The organism is Bacillus sp. 5w2 (assembly GCF_054353775.1).
Genome location: NZ_JBTIWT010000003.1, coordinates 265,233 through 286,443 on the forward strand (window position 1 = coordinate 265,233; position 21,211 = coordinate 286,443).

General features: G+C 35.7%; 22 protein-coding genes. 5 read left to right on the plus strand and 17 right to left on the minus strand.

Going from position 1 to position 21,211, the window contains the following annotated elements:
- Positions 1-26: 26 nt before the first annotated feature.
- The 6 genes from ctaG to ctaB all read right to left on the minus strand — a co-directional run bounded on the left by ctaG (position 27) and on the right by ctaB (position 5,939).
- The gene (gene ctaG, locus ACXY7N_RS08705) at positions 27-932 is read right to left on the minus strand and encodes a cytochrome c oxidase assembly factor CtaG (protein ID WP_016086534.1); all 906 of its coding nucleotides are present in this window, start codon (positions 930-932) and stop codon (positions 27-29) included.
- Positions 933-1,017: 85 nt separating this feature from the next.
- On the minus strand, positions 1,018-1,350 hold the full coding sequence (gene ctaF / locus ACXY7N_RS08710; RefSeq protein ID WP_000985703.1) for a cytochrome c oxidase subunit IVB: 333 nt from the start codon (positions 1,348-1,350) through the stop codon (positions 1,018-1,020).
- 3 nt (positions 1,351-1,353) lie between these two features.
- Positions 1,354-1,977 (minus strand): cytochrome c oxidase subunit III, encoded by a 624-nt coding sequence (gene ctaE / locus ACXY7N_RS08715; protein ID WP_000557861.1) that lies wholly within the window; start codon positions 1,975-1,977, stop codon positions 1,354-1,356.
- Positions 1,977-3,812 carry a cytochrome c oxidase subunit I gene (gene ctaD / locus ACXY7N_RS08720; RefSeq protein WP_170959983.1) on the minus strand — a complete coding sequence of 612 codons (1,836 nt, stop codon included), beginning with the start codon at positions 3,810-3,812 and terminating at the stop codon, positions 1,977-1,979. The genes ctaE and ctaD overlap by 1 nt, the downstream gene beginning before the upstream one ends.
- A 60-nt stretch (positions 3,813-3,872) precedes the next feature.
- The gene (coxB, locus tag ACXY7N_RS08725) at positions 3,873-4,922 is read right to left on the minus strand and encodes a cytochrome c oxidase subunit II (protein WP_000745268.1); all 1,050 of its coding nucleotides are present in this window, start codon (positions 4,920-4,922) and stop codon (positions 3,873-3,875) included.
- Positions 4,923-5,015: 93 nt separating this feature from the next.
- Positions 5,016-5,939 (minus strand): protoheme IX farnesyltransferase, encoded by a 924-nt coding sequence (gene ctaB / locus ACXY7N_RS08730; RefSeq protein WP_001015062.1) that lies wholly within the window; start codon positions 5,937-5,939, stop codon positions 5,016-5,018.
- A gap of 497 nt (positions 5,940-6,436) precedes the next feature.
- Here ctaB and ctaA point away from each other — a divergent pair, with 497 nt between their 5' ends.
- The gene (gene ctaA / locus ACXY7N_RS08735; RefSeq protein WP_016135266.1) at positions 6,437-7,372 is read left to right on the plus strand and encodes a heme A synthase; all 936 of its coding nucleotides are present in this window, start codon (positions 6,437-6,439) and stop codon (positions 7,370-7,372) included.
- Between the two features lie 85 nt (positions 7,373-7,457).
- On the opposite strand, the gene pyc is transcribed toward ctaA, so the two are convergent.
- From pyc to ACXY7N_RS08750, 3 genes are all read right to left on the minus strand, one after another.
- Positions 7,458-10,904, minus strand: coding sequence for a pyruvate carboxylase (gene pyc / locus ACXY7N_RS08740; protein WP_016086531.1), 3,447 nt, complete (start codon positions 10,902-10,904; stop codon positions 7,458-7,460).
- A 323-nt stretch (positions 10,905-11,227) separates the two neighbouring features.
- Positions 11,228-12,409 (minus strand): putative lipid II flippase FtsW, encoded by a 1,182-nt coding sequence (gene ftsW, locus ACXY7N_RS08745; protein WP_016086530.1) that lies wholly within the window; start codon positions 12,407-12,409, stop codon positions 11,228-11,230.
- 125 nt (positions 12,410-12,534) lie between these two features.
- Entirely contained in the window at positions 12,535-12,822 is a 288-nt protein-coding gene (locus ACXY7N_RS08750) for an Fpa/YlaN family protein (protein WP_000135695.1), read from the minus strand.
- 150 nt (positions 12,823-12,972) lie between these two features.
- Here ACXY7N_RS08750 and ACXY7N_RS08755 point away from each other — a divergent pair, with 150 nt between their 5' ends.
- Positions 12,973-13,470, plus strand: coding sequence for a molybdopterin-binding protein (locus ACXY7N_RS08755; RefSeq protein WP_016086529.1), 498 nt, complete (start codon positions 12,973-12,975; stop codon positions 13,468-13,470).
- Positions 13,471-13,515: 45 nt separating this feature from the next.
- Here ACXY7N_RS08755 and ACXY7N_RS08760 read toward each other — a convergent pair whose 3' ends face one another.
- Together ACXY7N_RS08760 and ACXY7N_RS08765 are read right to left on the minus strand one after the other, a co-directional pair.
- Positions 13,516-14,844 carry a PhoH family protein gene (locus ACXY7N_RS08760; RefSeq protein WP_000358079.1) on the minus strand — a complete coding sequence of 443 codons (1,329 nt, stop codon included), beginning with the start codon at positions 14,842-14,844 and terminating at the stop codon, positions 13,516-13,518.
- A 246-nt stretch (positions 14,845-15,090) separates the two neighbouring features.
- Positions 15,091-15,546 (minus strand): pyridoxamine 5'-phosphate oxidase family protein, encoded by a 456-nt coding sequence (locus tag ACXY7N_RS08765; protein ID WP_016086528.1) that lies wholly within the window; start codon positions 15,544-15,546, stop codon positions 15,091-15,093.
- A 145-nt stretch (positions 15,547-15,691) separates the two neighbouring features.
- Between ACXY7N_RS08765 and ACXY7N_RS08770 the strand changes: the two genes are divergently transcribed.
- The gene (locus ACXY7N_RS08770) at positions 15,692-15,892 is read left to right on the plus strand and encodes a YlaI family protein (protein WP_001995040.1); all 201 of its coding nucleotides are present in this window, start codon (positions 15,692-15,694) and stop codon (positions 15,890-15,892) included.
- 35 nt (positions 15,893-15,927) lie between these two features.
- Here the strand turns inward: ACXY7N_RS08770 and ACXY7N_RS08775 are convergent, their stop codons facing one another.
- The 3 genes from ACXY7N_RS08775 to typA all read right to left on the minus strand — a co-directional run bounded on the left by ACXY7N_RS08775 (position 15,928) and on the right by typA (position 18,520).
- On the minus strand, positions 15,928-16,203 hold the full coding sequence (locus tag ACXY7N_RS08775; protein ID WP_001258133.1) for a hypothetical protein: 276 nt from the start codon (positions 16,201-16,203) through the stop codon (positions 15,928-15,930).
- A 13-nt stretch (positions 16,204-16,216) separates the two neighbouring features.
- Positions 16,217-16,519, minus strand: coding sequence for a YlaH-like family protein (locus ACXY7N_RS08780; RefSeq protein ID WP_016135268.1), 303 nt, complete (start codon positions 16,517-16,519; stop codon positions 16,217-16,219).
- 156 nt (positions 16,520-16,675) lie between these two features.
- Positions 16,676-18,520, minus strand: a complete 1,845-nt coding sequence (gene typA, locus ACXY7N_RS08785) for a translational GTPase TypA (RefSeq protein WP_000914755.1) — start codon at positions 18,518-18,520, stop codon at positions 16,676-16,678.
- Positions 18,521-18,660: 140 nt separating this feature from the next.
- Here typA and ACXY7N_RS08790 point away from each other — a divergent pair, with 140 nt between their 5' ends.
- Positions 18,661-18,840, plus strand: a complete 180-nt coding sequence (locus ACXY7N_RS08790) for a DUF5325 family protein (protein WP_000400129.1) — start codon at positions 18,661-18,663, stop codon at positions 18,838-18,840.
- Between the two features lie 44 nt (positions 18,841-18,884).
- Here ACXY7N_RS08790 and ACXY7N_RS08795 read toward each other — a convergent pair whose 3' ends face one another.
- Positions 18,885-19,676 (minus strand): inositol monophosphatase family protein, encoded by a 792-nt coding sequence (locus tag ACXY7N_RS08795; RefSeq protein ID WP_488592364.1) that lies wholly within the window; start codon positions 19,674-19,676, stop codon positions 18,885-18,887.
- Positions 19,677-19,764: 88 nt separating this feature from the next.
- A complete protein-coding gene (locus ACXY7N_RS08800; RefSeq protein WP_001250166.1) occupies positions 19,765-19,953 on the minus strand; it encodes a hypothetical protein in 189 nt (62 codons plus the stop codon).
- Between the two features lie 206 nt (positions 19,954-20,159).
- On the opposite strand from ACXY7N_RS08800, the gene ACXY7N_RS08805 reads away from it, so the two are divergent.
- Positions 20,160-20,786, plus strand: a complete 627-nt coding sequence (locus tag ACXY7N_RS08805; protein WP_000175087.1) for a YktB family protein — start codon at positions 20,160-20,162, stop codon at positions 20,784-20,786.
- Between the two features lie 81 nt (positions 20,787-20,867).
- Here ACXY7N_RS08805 and ACXY7N_RS08810 read toward each other — a convergent pair whose 3' ends face one another.
- A complete protein-coding gene (locus ACXY7N_RS08810; RefSeq protein ID WP_016086525.1) occupies positions 20,868-21,137 on the minus strand; it encodes a UPF0223 family protein in 270 nt (89 codons plus the stop codon).
- Between the last annotated feature and the right edge of the window lie 74 nt (positions 21,138-21,211).

Genomic DNA, 21,211 nt, shown 5'->3' on the forward strand with positions numbered 1-21,211 from the left:
GTGCATCATACTGATGCACTCGTTTTTTATTTCGTCTGCAAATAAGGCGGCAATTGTTGCAACTGCTCTTTATCCTTTTCACGCTCTCGACGCGCCCATCGAAAGAATACATACCCGATAATTGTACCATACACTATTTCCTGGACAATTTTCATAATGATGCCGCCTGTTTGTTGGTCTTGTACGACTGGCATCCAGTGTAAAAATTCTGGTCCAGTTATATTTAAATCTGATAAAGTTCCCGCTGGTACACATAGTTCCATCGCCTTCATCCAAGCAGCCGGATCTGTATACGTTGCAAATAACGGTGCAGTTGCAAAAATTATTAACGCACAAGCTGGCGTTAATAATATACCATTAGCAAACATATAACCAAGTTTCTTTATATCACTTAACGTTTGATATTCTGGTAATGGATTTAGCATCGGCCACCACATCATGATTGCCGTAAAGAACAATATAGCGAGACAAATAGGATGAGCAATTTGACTTTGTTTTACTGTATCAAAAACAACTGGTAAATGATAAAAAGAAAACAGGCCATTAAATACAAACAATGCAATAAGTGGCTTAGCAAATACCTTCAATATAATTTGAACGAACTTAAAAGAAGTAATATAACGATATAACCAAACTGGTATACCAAGTAACAATAACGGTGGAACTGCAATATACATGACTGCCATTTCAAACATATGTGCACTAAATATAATATGACCAATTAAATCAATAGGCCCTCCCTTTACAAAATACAAAAGAACAATCCCGGTCGTAAAATAAAAAATTTGCTTCTTACTTACCTTCGTCGCATGTTCAAATCGCATTCTATATGGCCCAATAATTAAAAAGTACCCAATAAGGATCGAAAGCATAAATAATAAAAAGATTGGACTCCATAGAGCTTGAAAACCAAATATCCACAAGTTACTCATTGTCACACCTACCTTCTTAAGGTTATCCTTTCACATAATATGAAGAGGGAGCTGTGACAACACAAGCTCCCTTATTTTTCACTTTTCAAATCCACACAATTGTCATAAAAGCTAAAATTGTAATTAACCCGATTAACAGACCAGAATAAAGAAAGAAACTAGCCGCTTCATGTCCTTTATGACTCATATGCATAAAATAATACAATTGAAAAATTACTTGTACCACTGCTAATAGTAAAATAAATGGTACTGAGAAAGTCGGACTAAAAGTTTTTGGATATGCTACTGCTACAAATGCAACTAATGTTAAAAAAATCATTAATGCAAACGTAATAACTTGATGCTTCATTTCCTCCGCACTTTTTCTCTTCCGATAAACAAGATCAACTTTAGGATTATTCGTTTGCTTTATCGCCATTGTTTATCCCACCATTCCCATTAAATATACTACAGTGAAAATAAACACCCAAACTACGTCAATAAAGTGCCAATAAATCGATGCAACATAAAACTTCGGTGCATTGTATAAATTTAGACCTCTCTTCGCATTTCTAAAGATTAATGTTAAAATCCAACATAACCCAAACAATACGTGGAGTCCATGTGTACCAACAAGAGCATAAAACGCGGAACCAAATGCACTACTTCTCATAGTATGCTTAAATTCATGCGTATAATGATAAAACTCATATATCTCAAATCCTAAAAACCCTAAACCTAGCAACACTGTTACCAGTAGCCAAAGTTGCATTTTTTTAAAGTTAAAGTTTTTCATATGATACATCGCATATACGCTCGTTAAGCTACTCGTTAATAAAAGCATCGTCATAATAAAAACGAGTGGCATTTGGAACATCTCTTGAGATGTTGGTCCACCATTTGTAGAATTCTTTAACGCTAAGTATGTGCCAAATAAGGAAGCGAACAATACTGTTTCGCCTCCAAGAAATAACCAAAAACCGACAAACTTATTTTTCCCCTCAAGGGTTGCTTTTTCAGGCTCTGCTGGAAATGTTTCATTCGTTAATTTTTCATCTACATGCATTATGCCTTGCCCCCCTTATCTTCTAAATCTTCCTTATGAATATGATATCCATGATCATCGATTACTGAACGTAGGAGCATTGTGCCAAATGTAATGATTAAACCAATAATTGCTACTAATAACCAAAACTTATCTTTTCCACCTTGCATATACATTGCACCGAATGCCGCTATAAACAATCCTAAAGAAATGATAAATGGTGAAAATGATGGATTTGGCATATGAATATCACCAACTGGTTCCGCCGCTGTCATCTCTTTATTCCCTTCACGTTTTTCAATCCAAAACGGATCTAGCCCGCGAACAAACGGTAATTGTTTAAAGTTATATTCAGGTGTAGGTGCTGGCATTGTCCATTCTAACGTTCGTGCATCCCATGGATCACGACCAGCCTTTTCTTTTGATACTGTTGTTTTAATTACATTAAATAGAAGAACAATCGTTCCAAGAGCCATAAACACCGCTCCAATAGAACTAATCATATTCCCCATTTCCAATCCTTGACCTTCAAGATATGTGTAGTAACGACGCGGCATACCAATCAACCCAAGGAAATGCTGAATGAAGAATGTTAAATGGAAACCGATAAAGAATAGCCAAAATGTTATCTTTCCTAACGTTTCATTCAATACTTTATTAAACATCAGTGGCCAATAATAATGAGCTCCTGCAAGTAAACCAAATACAACACCACCGACGATTACATAATGAAAGTGCGCTACTACGAAATAGTTATCATGAAATTGATAATCAGCTGGTGCAGATGCTAGCATAACACCTGTAACTCCCCCCATTACGAATGATGGAATGAAAGCTACCGCCCACATCATCGGTGTCGTAAAACGAATACTTCCGCCCCACATTGTAAAGAGCCAATTGAATATTTTAATACCGGTCGGAACCGCAATCGCCATTGTTGCAACTGAGAAAATAGCATTTGCAACTGGACCAAGCCCAACAGTAAACATATGATGCGCCCATACCATAAATCCTAAGAATCCAATTAATACTGTCGCAAACACCATCGACGAATAACCAAATAATCGTTTTTTCGAAAATGTTGCGAAGATTTCTGAGAATATTCCGAAAGCTGGGAGTATAAGAATGTATACTTCTGGATGACCGAAAATCCAGAATAAATGCTCCCATATAATTGTATTCCCGCCCAATGCTGGATTAAAGAAACTTGTTCCAAATAAACGATCTAACATTAAAAGTCCTAATCCTACAGTTAACGGCGGAAAAGCGAATAATATTAGCGAAGATGTTACAAATGTCGTCCATGTAAACATCGGCATACGCATATACGTCATCCCTGGCGCACGCATATTTATAATGGTGACAAGGAAGTTAATACCTCCAATTAATGTACCAATACCAGAGATTTGCAAGCCAAGTACATAAAAATCAACACCATGGCCTTTAGAAGCTAAAGCTAAAGATGCATAAGATGTCCATCCTGCATCAGGTGCTCCACCTAGAAACCAACTTAAATTTAAAAATACTCCACCAAAGAAAAATAACCAAAATCCGAGTGAATTCAAAAACGGGAACGCTACATCACGTGCACCAATTTGAAGTGGTACAGCGGCGTTCATAAATGCAAACACGAGTGGCATAGCTGCGAGGAAAATCATTGTTGTACCGTGCATCGTTAATACTTGATTATAAGCATCCCCAACAAGAAAAGCGTTGTTAGGAATCGCTAATTGAAGGCGAATAAATAGTGCTTCTATTCCGCCTATTATAAAAAACAATCCACCTGCAATTAAATAGAGAATGGCAATCTTTTTATGGTCTACTGTCGTTAAATAATCCCATATGACAGCACCCATCCCCTGTTTTTTTGCTACAGAACTCACGTTTTCAACCTCCCCTTCGCGAATAATCCCTCTTTACTTTTCAACTTTTAACGTTTGTAAGTATGCATTTAATGCATCAATTTGATCATCCGTTAAGTTGCCATATTTACCAGTCATTTTATTTCCTGGTTTCATATTTTCAGGATCTTTCAGCCATTTTTTTAAGTTTTCTTCATTATTTTCGGCAATACCGGCAACCATATCGCGATCAGCAAAGTTTGCTAAGTTCGGTGCGATACGAGCGGAAGGTGGTCTACTATCATTAGATCCAACTGCGTGACAACCAATACAGCTTTTATTAAATATTTCTTGGCCCTCTTGCGCCTTTGTTGAAGCTACTTCTTTCTTCCCATCAATCTTCTTCATATCAGCAAGCCACTTTTTGTACTCGCTTTCATCTAAAGCTTTCACTTTGAATTGCATTAAAGAATGTGATGGGCCGCAAAATTCTGTACAAAAACCATTATAAGTGCCCGATTTATCTGCCTTTAACCACATTTTGTTCACATTATCTGTATTTGTATCCATTTTCCCAGCTAAAGATGGAACCCAAAACGAGTGTTTAATATCGGCACCCTTCAAATTCAAATACACTTTCTTACCTGTGGGGATGACTAAATCTTGAGAAGTTACTATTTTTTCTGATTTATAAGAAAATTCCCACCAATAAAGATTCGCTGTTACATCAACAACGATAGTATCTTTATCAATATTCTTTTTCTCCATCGCACTTACATCAGCAAGTTTGAATGTATATGTAACCGTCGGAACAGCTAAGATTAGCAAAAGAATAATCGGAATAACTGTCCATATAATTTCTAGTTTGTGATTCCCTTCAACTTGCTCCGGAATATAATCTTCCTGACCTTTCTTTTGTCGGAAACGCACAATTACATATAAGAAAATAATAGTAACTACTAGTACTACTCCTACCATGATCGCACTTGCTAGTAAGAGCAGATCATATTGCATTTTTGCTACTTCTCCTTGCGGAATTAAAGTAGATTGAAAGGCTTTACCGCATCCCCCTAACAGTAAAGCCAGCAGTGAAACGAACGAAAGCAGTCGCCACTGTTTCTTCATACAAACAACCCCCACTTTCCTTGTGAATTAGATTGTACTTTATAGTTAAGTAAAGTAAATCTCAACGTAAAGAAATCCAATTATGTCGTTGTCTTAGAAGAATGTAACTACAATCATTGATACAAATAAGATTGTTAAATAATTTAGGGAATAAACAAACATTTGTACGGACCATTTGATGTCATCTTGCTTACGGAAGCCATAAAATCCTAAAACGATCCATCCGATGTTAAGCAATGTTGCGATTACCATAAATGTTATCCCTAGTCCACTCATATAAAATGGTAGTGGTAATAAACATACTGTCCAAATCATAATTTGGCGTTTCGTAATTTCAAATCCATGAACTACAGGAAGCATTGGAATTCCTGCATTTCGATATTCATCAACACGTTTCATCGCTAATGCGAGGAAATGTGGGATTTGCCAAATAAACATAATTAAAAATAACATCCAAGCAATTGGATGGCCTAAAGATGGATCAATTGCTGCCCATCCAATTAAAGGTGGAACTGCTCCAGATATACTACCTACAACAGTATTTAGTGTATACTTTCTCTTTGTCCATAAAGTATATAAGACAACATATGTGAAAGCACCAATAAATCCCATTAATACTGCCATCGGTGTTGTTAATAATAAGAATACAAATCCAAGAAGTAATATAACTAGTCCAAATGTAAGTGCAAATCCTGGTTTATACTTTCCAGTAACCGTTGGACGGGTTTTTGTTCTTTCCATTAACGGATCGATGTCTCGATCAATATAATTATTTAAACAACATACCCCTGCCATAATTAATCCAGAACCAACGATTGTAAAGAATAACTTATCCAGATTGTCCATCACACTTAATCCATTAAAGTGTAACGCCAACCAAAATCCTGTAAATACAGTAAGTGTATTTGAGTTTACAATCCCCATTTTAACGAGCGCTGATAAATCTTGTAGCCGAGTTGTTTCCGGTACACTTGTTACAGCTGACTCATCATGCAGCTCACTTGTTGCATGGTTCATCACTTTAACCCCCTCTTAAAACTTTCCTCTTTCTTTGTGCGCCTATTTTGAATGAAATAATTCGCTTCTATATAGCAATATTATTACAGTAGAGATACTGTTAACCCATTCTACTACTAATCTACGCCCATACTCCAATATATTAAATCATATTTCCCGAACATTTTGTGAAGAAAACATGAACTTTTTGTGTCGAATATAAAAAACCTAATTCTTACTTATCCTTATCATAACATGATGTTACCTTCTATAATAAACTTTTTTGTCACATTTAACACGTATTCTCCCCATTTCTTTTCAAAATAGCCTATTTTCCACCTAAAATTTCCCTTGTAAATCCTATTTCCAGACCCATTTTCTCTCCCCTGTCTTCCCCCGCCATTTCTTTGCTATTTTATTATTTTTTATATATCATAGGAACTAGCGCGTTTTATTCTATACATAATGGAATGAAAATATTTCGCAATAACTTCATAGCAGAAAGATGGTGAAAGAGATTGCAACGCTTTATTAAATGGTTAGCAGTCATTACGAGTCTTGATTTATTAATAGTTTTATTAGGAGGCGCTTTAGTTACAAAAACAGGTTCCGGCCAAGGTTGCGGTAAATCATGGCCACTTTGTAACGGTGAATTGGTTCCATCTAATTTATCAATGGAAACTATTATTGAACTAAGTCACCGCCTTACATCAGGATCAGCAGGAATTCTTGTCACTCTCCTTTGTATTTTGTCCTGGAAATATTATAAACATGTGCGTGAAACAAAAACGTTAGCAATTTTATCCTTCGTATTTTTAGTTGCACAAGCATTAATGGGAGCCGCAGCAGTTGTTTGGGGACAAATGCCAGCTGTACTTGCTATCCATTTTGGTATTTCCTTAATTTCATTTGCTTCTGTCATTTTATTAACGTGTCTTATTTTTGAAATTGACCAGAAATTTGATGCACGTTCACTCATTATGGACAAAAAAATGAAATTTCATATTTATGGTGTAACAATTTACTGTTATATCGTTGTCTATACAGGAGCTTTAGTACGTCACGAACGAGCTAGCTTAGCCTGTCCTGACTTTCCTTTATGTAGCAAAAATAGACCTATGCCAACTCAACTACATGAGTGGGTTCAAATGGGACATAGAGTTGCAGCAATGTTAATTTTCGCTTGGATACTATACGCGATGATTCTCGCTATTCGCCATTACAAGCAGCAGCCTGTCGTATACTGGGGATGGATCATTTCATTTATCCTTGTTACACTTCAAGCTATAGTAGGAATTTTAGTCGTATTTACAAATGCTAGTTTAGCAATGGCATTATTACATTCGCTATTCATTTCTTGCTTGTTTGCTGTACTATGCTATTTAGTTATGTTAGGTACAAGAAGTAAAGTCAATGCAAAAGAAGCTGAAACAACTTCTAAACAAACAAAATAAAGTTAAATTAAAATACCTTGCCGATTCGGCAAGGTATTTTTTGCAATAAAGAAAAAGAGCTGCATGTACACAGCTCTTTTCTATTTTAGTGATCTAATTCAATAAGTAAGTCACCCGTCTGAATTGCATCTCCATCGTTAACATATACTTTCTTCACTTTACCATTGAACGGCGCTTGAACTGTCGTTTCCATTTTCATCGCTTCTGTAATTGCCATAGAATCACCTTTTTTCACTTCATCGCCTTCTTTGACAACTACTTTAATAACCGTTCCTGGCATTGTTGCGCTAATGTGGTTTGGATTTTCACGGTTTCCTTTCACACGTTGTGCCACTGTTGCTTTCACACTTTCGTCTTTCACAACAATCTCACGTGGTTGACCGTTAAACTCCAAGTAAAGAACACGAGTTCCATCTGGCTGTGGCTCTCCGATTGATACTAGTTTAACCATCAATGTTTTACCTTGTTCGATTTCCACATTGATTTCTTCACCAAGTCTCATACCATAGAAGAATGTCGGTGTATCAAGCACAGATACACTTCCATAAAGCTCAGCAACTTTTTCGTAATCCATAAATACTTTTGGATATAATGCATATGCAACTACATCAAAAATCGTCACTTCGCGTCCAAGTTTATGGAATAGCTCTTCTTTTAACGCGTCGAAATCTACTGGTTCTAATAATTCACCTGGTCTTACTGTTAATGGCTCTTTCCCTTTTAAAATAATTTCTTGTAACTTTTTCGGGAAACCACCATACGGTTGTCCTAAATCTCCTGAGAACATTTCAACAACAGATCCTGGAAAGTCCATAGAATGCCCACGCTCTAAAACATCTTGTTCTGTTAAGTGATTTTGAACCATAAATAATGCCATATCACCGACAACTTTAGATGATGGCGTTACTTTAACAATATCGCCAAACATGTCATTCACACGACGGTACATTACTTTCACTTCATCGAAGCGATCTCCTAAGCCAACCGCTTTCGCTTGTTGTTGTAGATTACTATACTGTCCGCCTGGCATTTCGTGCATATATACCTCTGTATGAGGAGCATTCATACCACTTTCAAACGGTGCGTAGTATTTGCGTACATCTTCCCAATAATGAGATAATTTTTCTAATGAATCTATATTAACGTCTGGCTGTCTTTCATTTCCACCTAACGCATAATATAGCGTGTTCGCACTTGGTTGTGACGTTTGACCAGCCATAGAACTCACTGCTACATCTACGATATCAACACCTGCTTCAATTGCCTTCGTATACGTTAATATACCATTTCCACTCGTATCGTGCGTGTGCAGATGAATTGGAATCGACACTGTCTCTTTTAATGCAGAAACTAAATCATATGCTGCATTTGGTTTTAGTAAGCCCGCCATATCTTTAATACCTAAAATATGAGCTCCTGATGCTTCCAATTCTTTTGCTAAATTTTTATAGTAATTTAAATCATATTTACTACGTAACGGATCATGAATATCTCCTGTGTAGCACATTGTTGCTTCTGCAATTTTACCAGTATCTCGTACAGCATCAATCGCAACTCTCATACCTTCTACCCAGTTTAAGCTATCAAAAATACGGAACACATCAATTCCAGCTTGAGCAGAACATTCCACAAACTTTTGAATTAAATTATCCGGATAGTTTTTGTAGCCAACCGCGTTTGAAGAACGAAGTAACATTTGGAATAAAACATTTGGCATTTTTTCACGAAGATCTAGTAATCGTTCCCATGGATCTTCTTTTAAGAAACGATATGCAACATCAAACGTTGCACCGCCCCACATTTCCGCAGAGAATAGGTTCGGTAACATTCTCGCTGTCGGCTCTGCAATTTGATGTAAATCTTTTGTACGAATACGAGTTGCAAGTAATGACTGATGTGCATCACGGAATGTTGTATCCGTTAAAAGTACACGTTTTTGATCTTGTACCCATTTTACTAATCCGTCCGCTCCACGCTCATCCAAAATTTGTTTCGTTCCATTTTGGATCGGCTCTGAGTGTAATACATTCGGTATACGAGCATCTGGGAAAATTGGTTTCTCCTTTTTCCCTACTCCTGGGAAACCATTTACTGTTACTGTACCAATATAATTTAGCATTTTCGTTCCGCGGTCTTTACGTTTCGGGAACACGAATAGTTCAGGTGACGCATCAATAAATGACGTGTCATATTCTCCCGATAAGAAGTTTTTATGTTTTACTACATTCTCTAGGAATGGAATATTTGTTTTAATACCACGAATACGGAATTCTTTTAAGTTACGTTCCATTTTCGCAGCAGCTTGTTCAAAAGTAAGCGCCCATGTTGTAACTTTTACAAGTAAAGAATCGTAGTACGGTGTAATAACTGCACCTTGGAAGCTATTTCCTGTATCAAGACGAACACCAAAACCACCGCCTGATCGATATGCCATAATTTTTCCTGTATCCGGCATAAAATTATTTAACGGATCTTCAGTTGTTACACGAGATTGAATCGCAAATCCATGTACAACGACTTCCTCTTGCTTCGGAACACCTACCATTTTGCTATGTAATGCATGTCCATCAGCTATTAAAATTTGCGATTGAACGATGTCCACTCCTGTGATCATTTCTGTAATCGTATGTTCAACTTGAACACGCGGATTTACTTCAATGAAATAAAACTCATCACCTTTTACAAGGAATTCTACTGTTCCTGCGTTTAAATAATTTACATTTTTCGTTAACTTAACAGCAGCATCACAAATACGCTGACGCAAATCATCTGAAAGTGACACACTAGGTGCAATTTCTACGACTTTTTGGTGACGACGTTGTACAGAACAGTCACGCTCGTATAAATGAACAACATTTCCCTCTTCATCTGCTAAAATTTGAACTTCTATATGTTTAGGTTTTTCAACGAATTTTTCAACGTACACTTCATCATTACCAAAGGCTGCTTTCGCTTCTGACTTCGCTCGATTATACGATTCTCTTAATTCTTCACTAGCACGTACAATACGCATACCACGACCGCCACCACCAAGGGACGCTTTAATAATAATCGGGTAATCAAACTTTTCAGCAAATTCTTCGACTTCTTCTATTGAATTTACTGGCCCATCACTACCAGGAATAACTGGAATTTGTGCTAGCTGCGCTTGTGTTCTTGCTTTCACTTTATCTCCAAACATATCTAAATGCTTACTTTTTGGACCGATAAAGATAATCCCTTCTTCTTCACAACGTTTTGCGAATTGAATATTTTCTGACAAGAAACCATATCCAGGGTGAATTGCATCTACATGATTACTTTTTGCAATCTCAATAATGCCTTCAATATCTAGATAAGCATCAATTGGTTTTTTTCCTTCGCCAACTAAATAGGACTCATCGGCTTTATAACGATGATAAGAACCACTATCCTCTTTAGAATAGATTGCAACTGTTTTTAATCCAAGTTCCGAACAAGCTCGAAACACACGAATTGCAATCTCTCCACGGTTAGCTACCAATACTTTTTGAATACGTTGCAGCTTTGTCATGATTTTCCCCCTCTACTTTCCTACCACTCTAGAGATAAAATATATACACACCATAAAGAGCGTGAAGTTCTTCACTTTCCATATTATATTATACTTAGAAAGCTTCACTTTATTTTTATCCATCATACCTTATTTTTTAACAAATGATAAGTTTTCTGATCAATTTGTTTCACAAAAATAGTATAGCATACCTCTTCCTTTTCTAACAACTTAATTGTATATCACATTAAACTTAATGTGATATATCTTTTAACTAAAAGAGAAATTAATACATCATATTTAAAAATAAAAAACACATCATGCTCTAAAGCACAATGTGTTTTTTATTTTACAACTACAAGACGTGGTCCATCTTGCTCTCTTTCTTTCGTTATCTCATTTTGTTGTTTCTCTTGTCGTTTTACATGACTAGCAATATTTAATAATATACCCATCGCGATTAGATTAGCCAATAAGGAACTACCACCATAACTAATAAACGGTAAAGGTACTCCTGTAAGCGGTATTAATCCAGACATACCACCAACATTAACAAAAGTTTGTATTCCAATTAAACTTGCGATTCCGATCGCAATTAAACTTCCAAATGGATCTTTACATTTTTGTGCCACTCTAAACGAGCGAATGATAATAAGTAATAAACAGATTAAAATGATAGCTACACCTACAAAACCTAGTTCTTCAGATATAATTGCCATAATAAAATCCGTTTGTGGCTCTGGTAAGTAGCCATACTTTTGTATACTATTTCCTAATCCTCTACCATTTAACCCACCTGAAGCAATTCCAATAAACGAATTTATTAATTGAAATCCATCCTTTTGCGGATCACTAAATGGATCAAGAAAAACTGAAAATCGAGCTTTTTGGTAGTCACTTAATTTATAGGTTCCGATAAAATACAACGCCGGAATCCACACGACAGATGTTAATAAAAATCTTTTTATCCATAAGTTAACATTAACTCCTGAACAGAAGAACATAATTAACACTGTTCCACCTATTAATATGTCAGTCCCTAAGTCATTTTGTAATAAAATTAATACCATCGATCCACCGACAACAAATAGGGGAGGTATTATCCCTTGGAAAAAAGGGGTTTGCCTCTCTTGTTTCTTAGCAAAAAAACTTGCTAGCGTAATAATAACTGCTATTTTTACAAACTCAGCTGGTTGTATACCTAGTATCCACCCTTTTGCACCATTGATTACCTTACCGAAAAGGAAAGCTGCTGTTAGTAAGCCAATACTCCCTAACCCCATCGCTGTAAGAACTATTTTTTTCTTCCAAAATTTGTAAGGGATTATAACGACAATCACAAGCATTACCGTTCCAATAGCAAGAGCAACTAATTGTTTTTTAAAAAAGTAATCTGCTGGCCAGTTATATTTCGATGAAATCGCGACAATGGAACTAGAACTATATACCATTATAACTCCCAACACACATAAGATAACAAGAGGAAGTAATAATGAATAATCCATTGATTTCCATACTCTTTTCATTTCATTTCCTCTCTCTGTTCCAATTTAATTATTGTTGTATTCCATATGTACATTGATTCTTCCTGCTTTATTATACAAATAAAAAGCCCAAACTTTTTCAGTTTGAGCCCCCTTATTTGAACCCGTTATTGTTGTTTGTTTGTAAATGCTTCATGAAGTGCAGATAACTCACGTTCAAGCTCTCCTAACATTGCCTTCCCTTGTTCTTCTGCAATAAGACCAAGGCGAACTGCAAAATCGACCTCGCGGGATAGTCCAAACATTTGCGTGTCTAACACTTCTTCATATAATGGACATTGCGGCATTGTAAGATGGTCCATTTGCACCTTAATAAGTCTTAAAATCTTCTCCGCATCCGCTTGTAGAAGGGCTAGTGCCTTTTCCTGATGATTTGATACTGTCTCAGACGCCAAATTGATTCCCTCCGTTTCCGTCCTACTCTCTCATATCTATTAATATTAGCGATAGTTTTAATAAATTGCAATAGAAACATTTTTTGTGACAACCGTGTCTAATACTATTATACTGAAAAGTGGGAGTATAACACAAATGGGGGAACAACAATGAGCGAAATTTTATTTATTAATGGAAAAGTTCGTTTTCCAATCACTATCGATCCAACCGTTTGGATCTTTGATGATCGAAAAGTAGATTTGACAACTTACTTTGATGAAACGAGAGAAAACACGTCTGAACTAGAAGCTTACTTAAAAAACACTTCAGAACATTGGGATCGTGAAATCCGTGATGGTGCTGCCTTCCCGCCAATACAACAAAGTGTAAAGAAATATAAAAAAGAACAACTGATTACCGGGACATTTGGTATACCATTTCATCCATTTCTTGCTAACGCCGAAATTTTAGAGGACGCTACGCAAGTCGAGATCGAAACAGTAGACGATACAATAACGCTTCCATTAGAAACTGTCAAAAATGCTATTCTTGGTTTTTCAAAAGAAGGAAAACCATTAAAAGAGGATGGACCTGTTCATCTATATTACAATGATGGATCTAATAGACAAAATCCAATCCGTAACATCCGTAAATTTACAATGATTTAAAATGTATACTTGGAAGAAAAAGGAGTGAGCCAAGGCTCACTCCTTTTATAATAAATCTGCTGCTAGTTGAGCTAAATTAGATCGCTCCCCTTTAACAAACTTTACATGACCACTAATACGTTGCTCTTTAAACTTCTCTACAACATATGTTAAACCGTTATTATATTCATCCAAATACGGATGATCAATTTGCTGAGGATCTCCCATCAATACGATTTTACTTTTTTCTCCTACCCTCGTTAATATCGTTTTCACTTCATGCTTCGTTAAATTTTGCGCTTCGTCAATTATAATGAACTGATCTGGAATACTTCTCCCACGTATATAGGTAAGAGCTTCTACTTCAATCGAACCCATTCCAGCTAAAATAGCATCTAACTCTCCTGGCTTTTTCGTATTAAATAAATACTCTAGATTATCAAAAATCGGTTGCATCCACGGTCTTAACTTTTCTTCTTTTTCTCCTGGTAAATAACCGATATCTTTTCCGACTGGAACAATTGGCCTTGCAACGAGTAGTTTTTTATATAGCCCTAAATCTTCCGTTTGCATGAGCCCCGAAGCTAACGCTAGTAATGTTTTTCCTGTACCAGCTTTCCCCGTTAATGTTACAAGCGGAATATCTTCACGAAGCAACAATTCTAATCCCATAATTTGCTGCACATTTCGTGGGCGTATCCCCCATACTTGTTCATTGTGAAAAATAAGTTTCTTTACCTTCTTACCTAAGTGATCCACAATGCCAAGTGCTGAACTTGATCCCCCTAATGCATCTTTCATTACTACAAACTGATTTGGATAAAAAGGATGATTTGCAATTTCGGATAAAGGCAATTCGCCTTTTTCATAAAAATAATCCAATTGCTCTTTTGATATATACCCTTCTAAAAATCCTGAATATATATTGTCTACTTCAATTACACGATCACTTAAATAATCTTCCGCCTTCAAACCAATTGCATCAGCTTTTACCCTTACGAGCACGTCTTTACTTACTAAAATAACAGATTTCCCGTCCTCTTTTTCTTGTTCTTCTAAAGATAGATTTTTTGCTACTGCTAAAATTCGATTATCATTTGTTTTTTCTACAAAAATATCTTGTAATTGAACAAATGAACGATGATTTAACTCAATACGAAATGTACCGCCGTTTTCTAGCGGAATACTTTCATGCAGCTTTCCTATTTCACGAAATTTGTCTATTAACTTAGAGACATAACGAGCGTTTCGTCCTACTTCATCCATATAACGTTTTTTCGAATCAACCTCTTCTAATACAACTGCTGGAATCACTACTTCATTGGTTTCAAATGAAAAAATAGATAAAGGATCCTGCAAAAGTACATTCGTATCTAACACATAAATTTTATCCAACCTGTTACCCCCTGACTCCACTTTTAAATTTGTAGAACAAGGGTTTCATCCATAAAATATGGACGAACCATTGTTATAATTATATGTACCGTATAAACGAGGTAGAATCGAAATTTATAGCCATTAAACCTTTTATTTATTTTTTATTCATTTCTATTCAATATATTACTTTTAATTATAATTATTAACATAAAATCACAATAACTGATTACAAAAGTTCATAACTGACTCTCTTATTTATCACATTTATAATTCTTTCATTCCTACTAACACTTGGTTATCAAGCTTTTTTGCTGCCCGAAGATCATATGTTTTTTCATATGTTGGTTCAGTTGCAAGTTTTGCACCATAAAACATAACATCACGTACTTCTTGTACCTTTACTTCTATTACAGTTAATTTTAGAGAAATGCCTTCCATTCTATCAGTCAAAATTTCACCTGCACCACTTATGGAAAATACGGATTCATTCGCCATTATAGTCAATACTACCCCAGTACTATGCCGTATATTTTCCACAATACGTGAACGTTGATCTACTGCAAATCGAATACTAGTTTTACTTACTGCATACACCCAAGAAATAGCACTTACGTTAGGAACTTGTTTTTCGAAATCTGTTGTTGCTACCATAACAATACATTCTTTACGTAACGTTTGTACTAAATCATCTGTTAATGTAGGCTCTACTACATTCGCCATATTTCCACCTCCAAATATACTTAATATATCCTTATCATAACTTATTTTTCGAATTGCGAAAATATTATTTTTTCCCGCTATTATTCAAAAACATTACACTTCCATGATATACTTATACTGATAGAATTCGTATTGAGGTGACGAAATGAGAGTCAAATGTATGATTTGTGATAAAAAAGATATGTTAGATGATGAAAATCCTATGGCAAAAAAACTGCGTAATCGCCCTATTCATACATATATGTGCATGGAATGTTCGGAACGAATTGCAGAACGTACGATGGAACGTCATGCAAGTGGTAATTTTCGATTATATCGTGATAAAAAAGTCGAAGACGATTGGTAAAATGTAAATAAGTCCTTAATCATATAGATAAGGACTTATTTATATTTTTCAGGTTCACGATTCATTTGATCCAAAAAACAATCAATAGCTTCTAATGGAAACCTTGCAGATTTTCTTTCTCCATTCATTTCATATGTAATCAAATACATTTCTTCATTCTTTTTAACTTCCACATTCTTTAATTTATGTTCCTCATATATCATATTCTGAAATAACAAATACGTTTCTTTTGCAGCACGATCATCTGGACGTGCTTCGGCAACTGTTTTAATTGTTAACCAATTATATAATGCATCTTGTACTGAGCGCATAAAACTCCCCCCCTCACCCTGCTTTTTGTTGTCTTGCTTGACGTAAACGCAACCTATAAATCCCAAGTACAATTGCCGCTACAACAAGCCCCTCTCCAACAGGTAAAAAAACTGCAAAGAAAGTTAAAACTGTACACCCAATCGCTAACGATATATATATCACTATATTTTTTATTATTGATAGTTTTCTTGCAAAACCTAAATTATACACAAGTGCACTTAATATAACAATGATGCCATACAGCAACCACATCCCTAGTTCTGGATTTTCATCAACTTTACATAATTTCGCAAAAAACGACATTCTTTCTAACATCATTCATCCCCCTTTCTCACAAAAACAAATTTTATTTATGTACTTAATACAAGAGTAACCCGCAAAAAAAATACTGTCCACAAAAAAGAGTAAATATTCCAAAAATATATACAATAAAAAAAACAGCTACCCTTCAAAGGCAGCTGTTCTATTATTTTACGCTTCTACAGATTTCTTCTTCTTAGCAGCTCTTTCGCGCTCGCTCTTATCAAGAATCTTTTTACGTAGACGAATTGATTCTGGAGTTACTTCACAGAACTCATCATCGTTTAAGTACTCTAATGACTCTTCTAAAGTCATCAAGCGTGGTTTTTTCATTGTTGAAGTTTGATCTTTCGTCGCAGAACGAATGTTAGTTTGTTGTTTCATTTTTACAACGTTAACTGTTAAGTCATTCTCACGAGTGTGTTCTCCGACAATCATACCAGCATATACTTCTGTACCTGGTTCAACGAAGATTACACCACGGTCTTCAACTTGCATAATACCGTATTGTGATGCTTTTCCTGTTTCAAGTGAAACTAGAACACCTTGGCGACGTCCACCAACTTGTCCAGCGTGTACTGGTTGGTAGCAATCGAATGTATGGTTTAAAATACCGTAACCACGAGTTAATGTTAAGAATTCTGTTGTGTAACCAATTAAACCACGTGCTGGAACCATGAAAGTAAGGCGAACTTGACCGTTTCCGTTATTCACCATATCTAACATTTCACCTTTACGTGCACCCATAGATTCCATAATAGAACCAGTGTATTCTTCAGGTACATCAATTTGCACGCGCTCTACAGGCTCACATCTTACGCCATCAACTTCTTTAATAATTACTTCAGGCTTAGATACTTGTAGTTCATAACCTTCACGACGCATGTTTTCAATTAGGATAGATAAATGTAATTCTCCACGTCCAGATACGATCCACGCATCAGGAGAATCTGTATTATCTACACGTAAACTTACATCTGTTTCTAATTGTGAACGAAGACGCTCTTCAATTTTACGAGATGTAATGAATTTACCTTCACGACCTGCAAATGGGCTGTTATTTACAAGGAATGTCATTTGTAGTGTTGGCTCATCAATACGTAATAATGGTAAAGCCTCTTCATGCTCAACCGGACATACTGTTTCACCTACGTTAATGTCTTCCATACCTGAAACAGCTACTAAATCTCCAGCTTTTGCTTCTTCAATTTCTTGACGTTTTAATCCAATGTAACCAAATAATTTCGTTACACGGAATTGTTTTACAGTTCCATCAACTTTCATTAATGCAACTTGTTGTCCTACTTTCATTGTACCACGGAATACGCGACCAACCCCGATACGACCAACATAGTCATTGTAATCAAGAAGTGCTACTTGGAATTGAAGTGGCTCTTCGCTGTTATCAACTGGTGCTGGAATATGTTCAATAATTGTGTCAAACAATGATTTCATATTCTCTTCTTGATTTGCTGGATTTGAATCTAAGCTTGCTGTTCCGTTCATTGCTGATGCAAATACAACTGGGAACTCTAATTGATCTTCGTTTGCACCAAGTTCGATGAATAAGTCAACTACTTCATCAACTACTTCATCAGGGCGAGCGAAGTCACGGTCAATTTTGTTTACAACAACGATTGGAGTTAAGTTTTGCTCAAGAGCTTTCTTTAAAACAAATCGTGTTTGTGGCATACAACCTTCATATGCATCAACAACAAGTAGAACACCATCAACCATTTTCATAATACGTTCTACTTCTCCACCAAAGTCAGCGTGACCAGGTGTATCTAAAATGTTAATTCTTTTATCTTCATAGTGAATCGCAGTATTCTTCGCTAAAATTGTAATACCACGTTCTCTTTCTAGATCGTTTGAGTCCATTGCGCGTTCTTCAATATGTTCATTCGCACGGAACGTCCCCGCTTGACGTAATAACTGGTCAACAAGTGTTGTTTTACCATGGTCAACGTGGGCAATAATTGCTATATTTCGTAAATCTTGTCGTTTTTTCAACATGTCCAACTCCTAATGTCTTTTTAATCCTTCTCTATTATAAGAGCGAAGGGGATACAATGGCAATCAAAATAAAATCAAGAATGAAAATATAGTTGTATTCTTACTTTTGTGAAAGTAAAATGAGATTGGAGGGTGAAGAAATGGAACACATTCAATATCGCTTTTTATTAACTGCAATTATCGGTGTTATTTTCTTAATCGGTATTGGTATTATGGTTGCTGAAAATAGTCCCATCGGTATTATTATTTGCATTATCGGCACATTTGTTACAGTTGGATACGGTTTTGTAACAAAAAGAAAAATGCGTAAATCGCAATAACGTCAAAAAGTAAGAAGCGCTTATATAGCCTCTTACTTTTTTTGTTACTCCGCTATAAATCGTAACACCTCTTCGTACACTCCTGGTTTTGCAACTAATACACTGCTCTTCTCTACGATAGAAAGCGGGGCTCCAGAAAATGTTGTCACCTTGCCTCCAACTTCCTCTACAATTATCTGTCCCCCACCAAAATCCCATGGTGATAATCTCGGCGTTACATATGCATCTATTCTTCCTGTTGCAACGTATACCATCTCTAACGCTGCACAGCCATATGATCTCGTGCCTCTCGCTTTCTTAACCAGTGCCATCATACTTTCCTTATTAAGCAATGAATTGTCGGTAAGCCATATCGTATTTAAAGCTACAATACCTTGCTCTACAGTTCCTTTTTCCAATAAAGGTATTGGTACTTCATTACAAAATGCTCCAGCTCCCTTTACCGCATGGTATAATTCATCATGAACTGGATCATAAATAAGTCCAACCTTTCCGATACCGTTCTCATAAATTCCAATTGAAATTGCGAAATTTCTTTTTTGATGAACAAAGTTCATCGTGCCATCAATTGGATCAATTAACCAAACAACCCCATCAGAAGAACTTACCTCATCTCCATAACCTTCTTCTCCTAAAATATTATGGTTCGGGAATGTTTCTTTAATTTTCCCAATTAAAAACTGTTCTATTTCTCGGTCCATATTTGTTACTAAATCAGCTGCATTGGATTTCGTTTCTATAATAAGTGCTTTTTCCATTGATGCCATTAAAAACTCTCCTGCATCTCGAATCCACTGTTTGGCGTGTGCATCGATGTCTTTCCATACTTCTTGCATGTTTAAACACTCCGATCTATACTGTTCACAGAAAAAACGAACCCTTTATAAGGTTCGCACCAACTAATTTTTTATACATATACTATTATTACGCTTCTAAACGAATCATTTCAAGTCTTAACACTTCTAACTTTTGTACACACTCTTCTTTTTTCAGTTTATCATTTTCCATCATCGCATCATATAAAGTTGCTAATTCATAATCTAGCTCCAAACGTAGCACCGGTATTCTCTTTTCAGCATCTGTTCTCTTTAACGCATTAATCACCTGTCTCATATTATTTGCCTCCTCCCAATATTCGTCTGCCCTCGGACTAGAATTAATTCAATTTTCTGATTTTTTGTTTTATACTATACTATGTTGGATAAATCATCTATGCAACAAAATTATATTTTTTTATTTAAATTTTTTTGTGCTGTTTTTTTTATGAATAGTACAAGCTGTGCTAAAATAAAAGCAAAATAGGAGTTGGAGGAACAATCATGACACTACAAACATTCAAGTCAACTGATTTTGAGGTCTTTACAGTTGATGGTCTCGAAGAACGAATGAGTGCAATTAAAACGAACATTCATCCTAAGCTGGAAGCTTTAGGGGAACAGTTTGCAACTTATTTATCCAAACAAACTGATGAGAACTTTTTTTATCATGTAGCAAAACATGCACGTCGCAAAGTCAATCCACCAAACGATACTTGGGTTGCTTTTTCAACAAATAAACGCGGATATAAAATGCTGCCACATTTCCAAATTGGGTTATGGGGTACTCATGCCTTCATATACTTTGGTTTAATCTATGAGTGTCCACAAAAAGTGGAGACGGCTCACGCCTTCTTAGAACATTTAAATGATTTAAAAACAAATATTCCAAATGACTTCGTTTGGTCCATTGACCATACTAAACCAAGTGTAAAATTACATAAAACACTTGAAACAGAAGACTTACAAAAGATGATTGAACGTCTAGCTACTGTGAAAAAAGCAGAATTATTAGTTGGTATTCATATATCACCAGAGGAGTTTTCAGCAATGACCAACGAACAATTCCTTGCTAAGATTGAATCTACGATGCAATCACTCCTTCCTTTATATGCACTTTGTAATCGATAGTAGAAAACGGACAATTTATATTGTCCGTTTTTAGTTGTTATCACATTATATCACTTCAGTTTTTATTTTTCAAAATATTTTTTACATTTTCACAAGCTTTTGTTCTTCGACTTCTTTAGCCCTCTGAATCGCACGATATATAGAATACCCACTTATTTCTTGAAACTCTTTATCAATTTTCTTCTCTTCTGCTTTCGATGGAACAATCTCTTTAAAACGACGATATAATCCCATTAATTCTTCTCTTATAATTCCTTTTTCATATGCTTTCTCAATTGCTTCATAAAACTTCACAATTGCTACCATTTCCTCATTTGACCAATCATAATCTAGCGGATATTGATATTCCATTTTGCACCTCATTTATCATTTCTTCTTATTTCAATATGCTATCTTAAAGAAATTTTTTCTTCTTTACTATAGCC